The organism is Leifsonia sp. CL147 (genome assembly GCF_900114565.1).
GTDB lineage: Bacteria > Actinomycetota > Actinomycetes > Actinomycetales > Microbacteriaceae > Leifsonia.
On the sequence record NZ_FOTM01000006.1, the window covers coordinates 96,908 to 109,976 of the forward strand.

The 13,069-nt window shown below is 67.4% G+C and carries 8 protein-coding genes; 6 read left to right on the top strand and 2 right to left on the bottom strand.

What is annotated here, in order from left to right; all coding sequences use genetic code 11:
• Window positions 1-2,916, top strand: a complete 2,916-nt coding sequence (gene gcvP, locus BM287_RS07425) for an aminomethyl-transferring glycine dehydrogenase (protein ID WP_090037536.1) — start codon at window positions 1-3, stop codon at window positions 2,914-2,916.
• Between the two features lie 155 nt (window positions 2,917-3,071).
• Here gcvP and BM287_RS07430 read toward each other — a convergent pair whose 3' ends face one another.
• Window positions 3,072-3,860, bottom strand: a complete 789-nt coding sequence (locus BM287_RS07430; protein WP_090037533.1) for a CPBP family intramembrane glutamic endopeptidase — start codon at window positions 3,858-3,860, stop codon at window positions 3,072-3,074.
• Between the two features lie 159 nt (window positions 3,861-4,019).
• Between BM287_RS07430 and BM287_RS07435 the strand changes: the two genes are divergently transcribed.
• From BM287_RS07435 to BM287_RS07445, 3 genes are all read left to right on the top strand, one after another.
• Window positions 4,020-5,801: an ABC transporter family substrate-binding protein gene (locus BM287_RS07435; RefSeq protein WP_090037530.1), complete on the top strand. Its 1,782-nt coding sequence runs from the start codon at window positions 4,020-4,022 to the stop codon at window positions 5,799-5,801.
• Between the two features lie 110 nt (window positions 5,802-5,911).
• Window positions 5,912-7,450, top strand: coding sequence for an ABC transporter permease (locus tag BM287_RS07440; RefSeq protein WP_090037527.1), 1,539 nt, complete (start codon window positions 5,912-5,914; stop codon window positions 7,448-7,450).
• The gene (locus tag BM287_RS07445) at window positions 7,447-8,550 is read left to right on the top strand and encodes an ABC transporter permease (protein ID WP_090037523.1); all 1,104 of its coding nucleotides are present in this window, start codon (window positions 7,447-7,449) and stop codon (window positions 8,548-8,550) included. The genes BM287_RS07440 and BM287_RS07445 overlap by 4 nt, the downstream gene beginning before the upstream one ends.
• A gap of 20 nt (window positions 8,551-8,570) precedes the next feature.
• Here the strand turns inward: BM287_RS07445 and BM287_RS07450 are convergent, their stop codons facing one another.
• The gene (locus BM287_RS07450) at window positions 8,571-9,143 is read right to left on the bottom strand and encodes a hypothetical protein (RefSeq protein ID WP_139230632.1); all 573 of its coding nucleotides are present in this window, start codon (window positions 9,141-9,143) and stop codon (window positions 8,571-8,573) included.
• A gap of 35 nt (window positions 9,144-9,178) precedes the next feature.
• Here BM287_RS07450 and BM287_RS07455 point away from each other — a divergent pair, with 35 nt between their 5' ends.
• Together BM287_RS07455 and typA are read left to right on the top strand one after the other, a co-directional pair.
• Window positions 9,179-10,888 (top strand): dipeptide ABC transporter ATP-binding protein, encoded by a 1,710-nt coding sequence (locus BM287_RS07455; RefSeq protein ID WP_090037516.1) that lies wholly within the window; start codon window positions 9,179-9,181, stop codon window positions 10,886-10,888.
• A 124-nt stretch (window positions 10,889-11,012) separates the two neighbouring features.
• Complete coding sequence (typA, locus tag BM287_RS07460; RefSeq protein ID WP_090037512.1) at window positions 11,013-12,941, top strand: translational GTPase TypA; 1,929 nt, start codon at window positions 11,013-11,015, stop codon at window positions 12,939-12,941.
• The last annotated feature ends 128 nt before the right edge of the window (window positions 12,942-13,069 follow it).

The following is a 13,069-nucleotide window of genomic DNA, read 5'->3' on the forward strand; positions in this document are numbered from 1 at the left end:
ATGACCGACCACTTCCCGACGCGTCACATCGGCACCGATGGGGATGCGCAGAGCACCATGCTGTCCGCGATCGGCGCCGCGGCCTCCCGCGACTGGTCCTCCGTCGAGGACCTCGTGGCCGCGGCCGTCCCCGACTCGATCCGCAGCGACGGAGACCGCCTCTCGGCGCTGCCGGCGCCGCTGAGCGAACGCGCCGCCCTCCGCGAGCTGCGTGCGATCGCCTCGCGCAACACCGTGAACCGCAGCCTCATCGGACTCGGCTACTACGGCACCATCACGCCGGCGGTGATCAAGCGGAACGTGCTCGAGAACCCCGGCTGGTACACCGCCTACACGCCGTACCAGCCGGAGATCTCGCAGGGCCGGCTGGAGGCGCTGATCAACTTCCAGACGATGGTCTCCGACCTCACGGGGCTCGACACGGCCAACGCGTCGATGCTCGACGAAGGCACAGCGGTGGTGGAGGGGATGCTGCTGGCGCGCCGCGCATCCAAGGCGGCATCCGGCCGGTTCATCGTGGATGCCGACACCTTCCCGCAGACCCTCGCCCTGCTGCGCAACCGGGCGGAGGTGGTCGGGATCGAGCTCGTCGTGCTCGACCTCGCCGGGCTGCCGGCCGACGCGCCCGAGCTGTCGGACGCGTTCGGGCTGTTCGTCCAGTACCCCGGCGCCTCCGGGCGCGTCTGGGATCCGAGCGCCGTCATCCGCACGGCGAAGGAGGCGGGCGCGGTCATCGTCGCCGCTGCCGACCTTCTCGCGCTGACCCTGCTGCGCGCGCCGGGCGAGCTCGGCGCGGATGTCGCGGTGGGTACGAGCCAGCGCTTCGGCGTCCCGATGGGCTTCGGCGGTCCCCACGCCGGCTACATGGCCGTTCGGAAAGGCCTGGAGCGGCAGCTTCCCGGCCGACTCGTCGGCGTCTCGCAGGATGCCGTCGGCAAGCCCGCCTACCGGCTGACGCTGCAGACGCGCGAGCAGCACATCCGGCGCGAGAAGGCGACCTCCAACATCTGCACCGCCCAGGTGCTCCTCGCCGTCATGGCGGCGATGTACGCGGTGTACCACGGCCCGGCGGGACTCCGCGCGATCGGTCGGCAGGTGCACCTGTCGACGGCGGCGGTCGCCCGTGCGCTCCGAGCCGCCGGCGTCGAGGTCGTGTCGCGATCGTTCTTCGACACCCTCCAGGTCGAGGTGGACGACGCGGCCACCGTGGTCGCGCGGGCGCACGACCGTGGGCTGCTGCTGCACGCCACCGACGCGGGCCTCGTCTCGCTCAGCATCGACGAGGAGTCGGCGGCCGACCTCCGCGACGGAACCTTCCCGCTGGCGGACCTGATCGAGGCGCTCGGCGGGACGGTCGACGGCGAGGTCGTCCTCGACCTCGGCGCCGAGGAATCGTTCGACGCGGCCGTCGCGCGCGACACCGGCTACCTGACGCATCCCGTCTTCAACACGCACCACTCCGAGACCGCGATGATGCGCTACCTGCGCCTCCTGCAGGACCGCGACTACGCCCTCGACCGCGGCATGATCCCGCTCGGCTCCTGCACCATGAAGCTGAACGCCGCGACCGAGATGGAGGCGGTGACCTGGCCCGAGTTCGCGGCCCTCCATCCCTTCGCCCCGGCCGCCGACGTCGCCGGCTCGCTCGAGCTGATCGACCAGCTGGAGCGCTGGCTCGCCGACGTCACCGGATACGACACCGTCTCGCTGCAGCCGAACGCGGGCAGCCAGGGGGAGCTCGCCGGACTGCTCGCGATCCGCGGGTACCACCGCGCACGCGGCGACGAGGCGCGGACCGTGTGCCTCATCCCGCAGTCCGCCCACGGCACGAACGCGGCCTCGGCGGTCCTCGCCGGGATGAGCGTCGTGGTCGTCGCGACCGATGAGCTCGGCAACGTGGACCTCGACGATCTGCGTGCCAAGATCGCGCAGCATGCGGATGAGCTGGCGGCCCTGATGATCACGTACCCGTCGACGCACGGCGTCTACGAGCACGAGGTCGTGGCGATCACGCAGGCCGTCCACGACGCCGGCGGCCAGGTCTACGTCGACGGTGCGAATCTCAACGCACTGCTCGGCTACGCGCGGTTCGGCGACTTCGGCGGCGACGTCAGCCACCTCAACCTGCACAAGACGTTCTGCATCCCGCACGGCGGCGGCGGCCCCGGAGTCGGGCCGGTCGCGGCGAAGGCGCACCTCGCGCCGTTCCTGCCCGGGCATCCGCTCGCTCAGGATGCGACGCATCCACTCGTGGGCGGCGGCCGGGTCGAGCACGGCGGAGCGCCCGTCTCGGCGGCGCCCTACGGCAGCCCCAGCATCCTCCCGATCAGCTGGGCGTACGTGCGGATGATGGGCGCCGACGGCCTCAAGGACGCGACCGGCGCAGCCGTGCTGGCCGCCAACTACGTCGCCGCGCGCCTGCGCGATTCCTTCCCGGTGCTCTACGCGGGGGAGGACGGCTTGGTCGCGCACGAGTGCATCCTGGACGTGCGCCCGCTGACGGAGCGGACCGGCGTGACGGTGGACGACGTCGCCAAGCGGCTCATCGACTACGGCTTCCACGCGCCGACCATGTCGTTCCCGGTCGCCGGGACGCTCATGGTGGAGCCGACGGAGAGCGAGGACCTCGCCGAGCTCGACCGTTTCGTCGCCGCGATGGTGGCGATCCGCGCGGAGGCGGACGCCGTGGCCTCCGGAGACTGGCCCGCGGACGACAATCTGCTGCGCAACGCCCCGCACACGGCCGAATCCGTCGTCTCCTCGGACTGGGCTCACCCCTACTCCCGCGAGCAGGCCGTCTATCCCGTCCCGGCTCTCGTGCGCGCCAAGTACTGGCCGCCCGTCCGCCGCGTCGACCAGGCCTACGGCGACCGCAACCTCTTCTGCGCCTGCCCCCCGCCCGAAGCCTTCGCCTAACCCCCGCCCCCCTCCTCGCGCCTCCTCGCGCCTCCTCGCGCCTCCTCGCGCCTCCCGCCCCACCGTCGAGTCCCCAAAGATTGCACAGTTTCGGCTGATTTTCGTGCAGTCTGTGCGGACTCGACGGTGGGGCGGAGGGGGGGAGGGGGAGGGGGTCAGGCGAAGATGTGGGGGAAGAGGTGGACGGCGAGGGGGTAGCCGACGAAGGAGACGATGTCGATCAGCGTGTGGGCGATGACGAGGGGGGCGACCCGGCCCCAGCGGGTGTAGCACCAGCCGAAGACGACCCCCATGATCGCGTTGCCGACGAACGGGCCGAAGCCCTGGTACAGGTGGTAGCTGCCGCGCAGCACGGCGGCGGCCAGGATGATCGGCCACGTCCCCCAGCCCAGCTGACGCAGCCGGGTGAAGAGGTAGCCGACGATGATGACCTCCTCCTGCAGACCCGCACGAAGCGCCGCGAGGATGAGGACCGGCACCGTCCACCAGTGCGTGTCGAGGGTCGACGCCTCGACGGTGACGGTGATCCCGAGCAGCCGGGTGATCGCGTAGAACAGGATGCCCGGCACCCCGATCGCGAGGAACAGCAGCGCCGCGCCGCCCGCGTCCCGCCAGGGCTGCGTCAGGTCGAGCCCGATCCGGCGGAAGCCGCTGCGCCGCGGCTGCCAGAGCAGGAAGATCACCAGCGCGACGGCGAACAGCGGGAAGAGATTGCCGAGCACCTGGTACAGGAAGTCGAACACCTCGCGGCTGGACTGGACCGGATTGACCTGGGTCTTCTGCTGCGCGAGCGGCGTGCTCTGGGTGGACCGGTCGATGATCGAGACGATGGCGTACACGGCCGCCTGCCCCAGGGAGAGCCCGAGAACGATGGCGATCTCCCACCAGATGCGCGAATGTGCAGAACGCTCCGGATTCTCGCGCAAGACGCGCGAATCGCGCATTTTCTGGCTAATCACGCAACGATCCTCCGATTTCAATTACCAGTGTGTAACGTTTTCCCGCCCTATTTTGCAATCGCCCCATGTGATCCTTAGTGTCGTTCTATCTCGCGTGGCGGAGGCTTGAAGTGTCGTCGCGCTTACTTTTGCACAGGAGGATCATTGAAGACCAAACGGCTGGCGCTCCTGGGCGCGATCGTCGCGACGGCGGCCCTCGCGCTCGCAGGATGCAGCACCTCAGGCGGCTCAGAAGTGCAGAGCGGAACATCGATCAGCGTGGCCCAGAACGGCGCGATGACGACCATGAACGCTCTGACCGCGACCGGGTACGCAACGTACAACTCCAACATCTCGTACATGTTCCAGTCGACCTTCAACTACTACGACGACAAGCCGAAGCTGGTGAAGAACACCCAGTTCGGAACCTACAAGGTCGAGTCCACCAGCCCCCTCACGATCAAGTACACGATCAACGACGGCGTGAAGTGGAGCGACGGGGTTCCGGTGAACGCGTCGGACATGCTCCTCGCCTGGGCATCGAGCATCACCAAGTACAACAAGGACAAGGTCAACTTCGGTTCGGTCAACGCCGGGAGCGGCACCGACCTGATCACGAAGACGCCGACCATCTCCGATGGCGGTCGCTCGATGACCGTCATCTTCGACAAGCCGTACGTCGACTGGGAGCCGGTCACCGCTCTCAACCCGAACCTGCCTGCTCACATCGCATGGGAGCTTGCGGGAATCGACAAGAAGACCGGCACCGATGCTCAGCAAGCGCTGATCAAGGCGATCCAGGACAACAACACGGCTGACCTCGCCAAGGTCGCGGACGCGTGGAAGAACAAGTGGAACTTCACCACCACGCCGGCCGACAAGCGCCTCCTGGTGACGGATGGTCCGTACGAGGTCGTCAAGCTCACGAAGCAGTACGTGACCCTGCAGGCCAACAAGGACTTCAACTGGGGTCCGAAGCCCAAGATCGAGAAGATCACGGTCCGCTTCATCCCCGACCAGACCGCGCAGGTGCAGGCTCTCCAGAACGGCGAGATCAGTGTCCTCTACGGCCAGGCGACCGCGGACACGGTCAAGGCTCTGAAGGGGCTGAAGGGCGTTGAGTCGACCACCACTCCGACCGCTACTTTCGAGCACGTAGACCTGACCTTCAACAACGGCGGTCCGTTCGACCCGAAGACGTACGGCGGAGACGCCCAGAAGGCCCTCGAGGTCCGCCAGGCGTTCTTCAAGGTGGTTCCCCGTCAGGAGATGCTCGACCGCCTGATCAAGCCGCTGGCCTCGAACGCGACCCTGGATGACTCGTCGCTCTTCATCCCCGGCCAGGACGGCTACGCCGAATCCGCGAAGAACAACGGCTCTTCCGAGTACCAGAAGGTCGATGTAGCCGCAGCCAAGGACCTGCTGGCCAAGGCCGGCGTGACGGCTCCGATCACGGTCCGCTTCGCCTACGCGAACGACAACCCGCGCCGCCAGGGCGAGTTCCAGCTCATCCAGGCGTCGGCGAAGGCCGCCGGCTTCAACGTCACCGACGTCGGAAAGCCGACCGACCAGTTCTTCGACCCGACGGTGGGTATCGGTTCGGGCAAGTACCAGTACGACGCCACGGTGTTCGCGTACCAGCTCACCTCATCGACTGTGACCCAGAGCGAGGCGAACACGACGACGGGCAACGCCTACAACTACCAGGGATACTCCAACCCGGCAGTCGACCAGCTGTGGTCGCAGGCCAAGGTCGCCAAGGACATCCCCTCGGCGATCCCGCTCCAGCAGAAGATCGACGCGTACCTCTGGAAGGACGCCTCGACCCTCACCCTCTTCCAGCTGCCGGACGTATCGGCATGGTCGACGAAGATCTCGAACGTGAAGGACGCTCCGTACGCGCCCAACATCTTCTGGAACTTCTGGGACTGGGAAGTCAAGAAGTAGTTCGGATTCCAGCGGCGTAAACTACCGCAATCCGCAGATTGGGCCGTGCGCGAGCACGGCCCAATCTGCGGAACCCCCACGATACGTCTACTCAAAAGGTCCCCAACGACGTGCTCTCGTTCATAACCCGACGGCTCCTGGCATCCCTGGCCGTACTCCTTGTCGCCTCCTATATCGTCTACATCCTCGCGGCCGGGTCAGGCGACCCCCTCTCCGATCTGCGGCAGAGCAGTCTTCCCAACAAGGCGACCCTGATCCAGCAGCGGACCGAGCTCCTCCACCTGGATGTTCCCCCGTTCCTCCGCTACTTCCTCTGGCTCGGCGGAGTGCTCGGCTTCGTGGTCGGCAAGTTCGACCTCGGCAAGACCGTCGACGGCCAGCAGGTGACCGAGCAGCTCGCCTCGGCGATGGGGTCGACCCTGCAGCTGGTCACCGGTTCGCTCCTGATCGGCATCGTGATCGGCATCACTCTCGGCATTGCTACGGCGCTGCGGCAGTATTCCGGCTTCGACTACTCCGTCACCTTTCTGTCGTTCCTCTTCTTCTCGCTGCCCGTGTTCTGGATCGCGGTCATGCTGAAGCAGTTCGGCGCCATCGGCTTCAACAACTTCCTCACCAACCCGGTCGTGTCCATTCCGGCTCTCGTGATCCTGTCAGTGTTGTCAGGAATCGTGTGGATGGGCATCGTCGGGGGCTCTGCCAGACGGAGGCTGCTGACCTTCGCCATCGGCACGGTCGCAGCGCTCGCGGTGCTCGGCTATGTCTCCCTGACCGGGTGGTTCTTGAACCCGAACCTCGGCCCCGTCATCACGACAGGCTTGTCCGTCGGCGCCGCCGTGATCGTGACCGTGCTGTCGACGGGCTGGCAGAACAAGCGGTCGCGCTACACGGCGTTGACCGTGGCCGGTCTCGGGCTGGTGCTGTACCTCCCGCTGCACCTCTTCTTCGAGCAGTTCGGGATCGTCAACTTCTGGTCCATCCTCCTGATGCTCATCGTGCTCACGGCACTCGGCGGGCTCACCGGCTGGCTGTGGGGCGGGCTCGATCGCTGGCAGTCCGTCCGGACCGGCGCGATCACGGCCTTTATCGTCGGCCTGATCATGCTGCTCGATCGGTACCTCGCTTCCTGGAACATCTATGTGACTCAGGTGGCACAGGGCAGGCCGATCAGCACGATCGGGGCGTCGACGCCGGATCTCACCGGGTCGTTCTGGATCGAGGGGATCGACACCTTCACGCACCTCGCGCTTCCGACGCTGGCCCTCATCCTCGCCTCTCTGGCCGGCTACAGCCGCTACTCGCGCGCCAGCCTGCTCGAGGTGATGAACCAGGACTACATCCGGACCGCCCGGGCGAAGGGCCTGAATGAGCGCACGGTGGTGATGCGCCACGCGTTCCGCAACGCCCTCATCCCGATCACTACGGTCATCGCGCTGGACTTCGGAGCTCTGATCAGCGGTGCGATCGTCACCGAGAACGTGTTCGCCTGGTCCGGGATGGGTGCGCTGTTCAATCAGGCGCTCAACCGGGTCGACCTCAACCCCATCATGGGCTTCTTCCTGGTCACGGCGATCGCCGCAATCTTGTTCAACTTCCTCGCCGACGTGATCTACTCGGCCCTCGACCCCAGAATTCGAGTAAGCGCATGACAATCGGACCGCTTCCCCCGGAGAACTCTGACGCCGGCCTCGGCCGCGACGGCGTGGACCCGCGCGCCACCATCAGCACCTTCGATGCAACGGCCGTGGAGGCGGGGATCGAGTCCTCGTCGATCGAGACGAGAGAGGTCGAAGGCCTCAGCCTCGGTCGCATCGTCTTCCGCCGCTTCCTCCGCCACCGCGCCGCGATCATCAGCCTGGTGCTGCTGGTCATCGTGATCATCCTGTCGTTCAGCTCGATCGGCATCCATGCGTTCGGGATCAACACCGGCGGCTGGTGGCACTGGAACTTCGACGACGTTCCCGCCATCGTCAACGGCGGCGCTCCGACGATGACCCTGTGGCCGCCGAGCCTCGGCGACCACCCGTTCGGCCAGGACTCGGTCGGCCACGACATGTTCGCGATGGTGATGCGCGGCATTCAGCAGTCGATCATGATCGTCGTCGTCACGGGCGCGATCTCCACCGTCATCGGCGCCGTCCTCGGGGCGGTCGCCGGCTACTTCGGCGGTACGACGGACGCGCTGCTGATGCGCCTCACCGACATGGTCATCATCGTTCCGCTGCTGCTCCTGGCCGCGATCGTCGGGCGCTCCGTCAACGGGCCGTCCGTCATCCTCGCGATCGTGCTCGGGCTGCTGGTGTGGACAACGCTCGCGCGCCTCGTTCGCGGTGAAGTGCTGGCGCTCCGCGAGCGCGAGTTCGTCGACGCGGCACGTGTCGCGGGCGCGAGCCCTCTCCGGATCATGTTCCGTCACATCCTTCCGAACACCGTCGGCGTGATCGTGGTCAGCGCGACCCTCACGATGTCGGCGACGATCCTGCTGGAGACGGCGATCAGCTACCTCGGCTTCGGTGTGCACGCGCCGGACGTTTCGCTGGGCCTCCTCATCTCGAACTATCAGACGGCGTTCACCACCCGGCCCTGGCTGTTCTGGTGGCCCGGTCTGTTCATCGTCATCATCGCGCTGACCATCAACTTCATCGGCGACGGGCTGCGGGATGCGTACGACCCGCGTCAGCGCCGTGGATTGAAGCGCAGCGCCCGCAAGGAGCAGGCTGCGCTCCGGCAGAAGCCGGTCAAGTCGTGAGCCTCGTGCTCATCCCCGTCTCACGGCCACAGGATGCCGACGAGCGTCAGCGCGCCGAGCGCCGTTACCACGATCACGGAGCGGCGATTCCAGCGGATCGTCGCCTCGCCCGCGGCCTCCGGCCCTTCGCGATGAGCGGCCCACTGCTGGTTCACCAGCGGGGCGATGGCCGTCGTGGGCGTCCCTGCGCCTGCGAGGGACGGACGCCCGAGTGCGTCACGACGAAGCGTGCCGACGGCGCTCCAGGGGCTCTGGGCGGGAGCCGACCATACGGCGAAAGCACCGGCAGTGGTCCTCACGGTCAGCGTCCACCGCGCGGTCATCGCGTCGACGGCCGACCAGGGCGCCACCAGCGTCCGGAACGGGTTCACGGCGATCAGGCTTTGCGGTGTGAGCACGACATGCGGCTGCCAGAGGACCACGTACGAGGTCGCCGCCGCGAAGAGCACCGCCGGGAGCGCGCGCAGTGTCACCTCGACGTGACCGTATTCGACGAGCGACACCGCGGTGATGGCGCAGACGACGAGCACCGCAATGCATACGAAGCGCGAGAAGCGTGGAGCAAGGACAGAAGTTTGTGGGCCGACAGCCATACCCCCATTGTCGCCCACGGGAAGCAGAAGAACCGATGACTACTGAAGCGCGCATCGCAGGGACACCGGCCATCCTGGAGGTCTCGGGTCTGGACGTCGACTTCTGGGTCGACGGCCAGTGGTATCCGGCGGCGGTCGACCTGGAGTACGACGTGAAGGCCGGCGAGATCCTCGCCATCGTCGGAGAGTCCGGATCGGGCAAGAGCTCGAGTTCGATGGCGCTGCTCGGGCTGACCCCGCCGAACGGCCGGGTCGCCGGCAGTGCGAAGCTGCTCGGCCGGGAATTGATCGGCATGTCCGGCACGGCGCTCCGCCGCGTGCGCGGCCGGGACATCGCGGTCATCTTCCAGGAGCCGATGACAGCGCTCAACCCCGTCTACAGCATCGGGTTCCAGATCGTCGAGACGCTCCGCACCCACTTCGACATGTCGCCGTCGGAGGCGAAGGCACGCGCCATCGAGTTGCTCGATCTGGTCGAGATGCCGACTCCCGAGCTGACGTTCGACAAGTATCCCCATCAACTGTCGGGAGGCCAGCGCCAGCGCGCCATGATCGCCATGTCGGTCTCGTGCGACCCGAAGCTGCTGATCGCCGACGAGCCGACCACGGCGCTCGACGTCACCGTCCAGGCGGAGATCCTGGAACTCCTCCGGAACCTGCGGGACCGTCTCGACAGCGCCATCGTTCTGATCACCCACGACATGGGAGTCGTGGCGGACCTGGCCGACAAGGTCATCGTGATGAAGGATGGCCGGATCGTCGAGTCCGGCTCCGTCGAGCAGATCTTCCACGCGCCCACCGAGACGTACACCCAGCAGCTGCTCGCCTCGGTGCCCCACCTCCGGCTGGAGGGCGAGGTGTCGACGGCGCTGCAGACCGACATGGAAGGGGGCGTCCAGCCCTATCTGTCCTTCCGGAATGTGGCCATCGAATACCCCAAGCGCGGCAGGATCCCCGCATTCCGTGCGGCCGAGAACATCGACATCGATGTCTACCCGGGAGAGATCGTCGGTCTGGTGGGGGAGTCCGGCTCGGGCAAGACCACGCTGGGCCGGGCGGCCGTCGGGCTGCTCCCCGTCGCGGAGGGCGAGCTGCTCGTGGGCGGTCACAATCTGGCGGCGATGTCCAGTCGCCAATTGCGAGCCGCCCGGAAAGAGATCGGCATCGTCTTCCAGGATCCCGGCTCCTCCCTCAACCCGCGTTTCCCGATCGGCCAGAGCATCGGTGAGCCGCTCATGCTCGCGACCGGCACCAAGGGCGACAAGCTCGATCGGGTCGTGGAGTCGCTGCTCGACCAGGTGGAGCTGCCGCGCAGCTTCCGCAACCGCTACCCGCACGAGCTCTCCGGCGGGCAGCGGCAGCGCGTCGGGATCGCCCGCGCTCTGGCGCTGCGTCCGAAGCTGCTGGTCGCCGACGAGCCGACGTCGGCCCTGGACGTCTCGGTGCAGGCGCGCTTCCTCGTGCTCCTTCAGGAGCTGCAGCGCGAGATGGGCTTCGCCTGCCTCTTCGTCAGCCACGATCTGGCGGTCGTCGACCAGCTCGCCGACCGGATCGTCGTGATGCACCGCGGTCACATCGTCGAGCAGGGCAGCAGTGACCAGATCCTCCGATCCCCGCAAGAGGCGTACACGCAGCGCCTCCTGGCCGCCGTCCCGCTGCCGGATCCGGCAGCGCAGCGCTCGCGCCGCGAGGAGCGCATCCGCCTCCTGGGCACGGAGGAAGCCGACGGGTCGGCAGCGAGCTGAGCCCACTTCGAGCCCCGGGCGACCGCATCCCGCGCATGCTGTCAGCGCACACAGGAGAAGGGGAGCGGATCCACGATAGAATGGACCGTTCCCCTTCCTTCTGACGAGAGTCGAGTCTGTACGCATGTCCGAGAACGCCGTCGCCCGCCGCGACGATCTGCGCAATGTCGCGATCGTCGCACACGTCGACCACGGCAAGACCACGCTGGTCGACGCCATGCTCAAGCAGACCAACTCGTTCGATGCGCATGCGCACGTCGAGGAGCGGGCCATGGACTCCAACGAGCTGGAGCGTGAGAAGGGCATCACGATCCTCGCCAAGAACACGGCGATCTCGTACAAGGGCATCCACGCACCGAACGGCCCGATCACCATCAACGTGATCGACACCCCGGGCCACGCCGACTTCGGCGGCGAGGTCGAGCGCGGCCTGTCCATGGTCGACGGCGTCGTGCTGCTGGTGGATGCGTCCGAGGGCCCGCTGCCGCAGACCCGTTTCGTGCTGCGCAAGGCGCTCGAGGCGAAGCTCCCCGTGATCCTCGCGGTGAACAAGACCGACCGCTCCGACGCGCGCATCGAGGAGGTCGTGAGCGAGAGCCAGGACCTGCTGCTGGGCCTCGCCAGCGACCTCGCCGACGACGTTCCCGACCTCGACCTCGACGCGATCCTCGACGTTCCGGTCGTGTACGCGTCCGGCCGCGCCGGCGCCGCCAGCCGCACCCAGCCGGCCAACGGCGAGCTGCCCGACAACGACGACCTCGAGCCGCTGTTCGAGGCGATCCTCGAGCACATCCCGGCCCCCAGCTACGACCCGGAGGCGCCGCTGCAGGCGCACGTCACCAACCTCGACGCCTCGCCGTTCCTCGGCCGTCTGGCACTCCTCCGCATCTTCAACGGCACCCTCAAGAAGGGCCAGACCGTCGCCTGGGTGCGTCACGACGGGGATGTGCACAATGTCCGCGTCACCGAGCTGCTGATGACGAAGGCGCTCGACCGCTACCCGGCCGAGTCCGGGGGTCCCGGCGACATCGTCGCGGTGGCGGGCTTCGCCGACATCATGATCGGCGACACGCTGGCCGACCCCGACGACGTGCGTCCGCTGCCCGCCATCCACGTCGACGAGCCGGCGATCTCGATGACCATCGGCACCAACACCTCCCCACTCGTCGGCAAGGTGAAGGGCCACAAGCTCACCGCGCGCATGGTCAAGGACCGCCTCGACCGCGAGCTCGTCGGCAACGTCTCGCTCCGCGTGCTCGACATCGGACGCCCCGACGCCTGGGAGGTGCAGGGCCGCGGCGAGCTGGCGCTGGCCATCCTCGTCGAGCAGATGCGCCGCGAGGGTTACGAGCTGACCGTCGGCAAGCCGCAGGTGGTCACCAAGCGCGTCGACGGCAAGCTGCAGGAGCCGTTCGAGCACCTCACGATCGACGCGCCCGAGGAGTACCTCGGCGCGATCACGCAGCTGCTCGCATCCCGCAAGGGCCGCATGGAGAACATGGCGAACCACGGCACCGGCTGGGTGCGCATGGAGTTCATCGTCCCGTCGCGCGGGCTGATCGGTTTCCGCACCGAGTTCCTGACGACCACCCGCGGAACCGGGATCGCGAACGCGATCGCCCACGGATACGACGACTGGGCCGGGCACATCGTCACGCGCAGCAACGGCTCGATCGTCGCCGACCGTTCCGGCGTGGTCACCCCGTTCGCGATCATCGCCCTCCAGGAGCGCATGACCTTCTTCGTGAACCCGACCGAAGAGGTCTACGAGGGCATGGTCATCGGCGAGAACTCGCGCGCCGACGACATGGACGTGAACATCACCAAGGAGAAGAAGCTGACCAACATGCGTCAGTCGACCGCCGACAACTTCGAGTCGATGACGCCGTCCCGTCAGCTGACACTCGAGGAGTGCCTGGAGTTCGCCCGCGACGACGAGTGCGTCGAGGTGACCCCGGAGGCCGTCCGCATCCGCAAGGTCGAGCTGGATGCGACCGCCCGCGGCCGCGCCGCCTCGCGTCTGAAGCGCCAGGACGCCGCCGCCGCGGTCTGACGCCGCTCGCGCACGTCGCTGCCGCGTCGCTGCCGCTCGCGCTCGTCGCCGAAAGGGAGGAGATCCCGCCCCCACCCGGGCTGGATCTCCTCCCTTTCCGCCATTTCCGGCCGATTCGCGCCGAATCT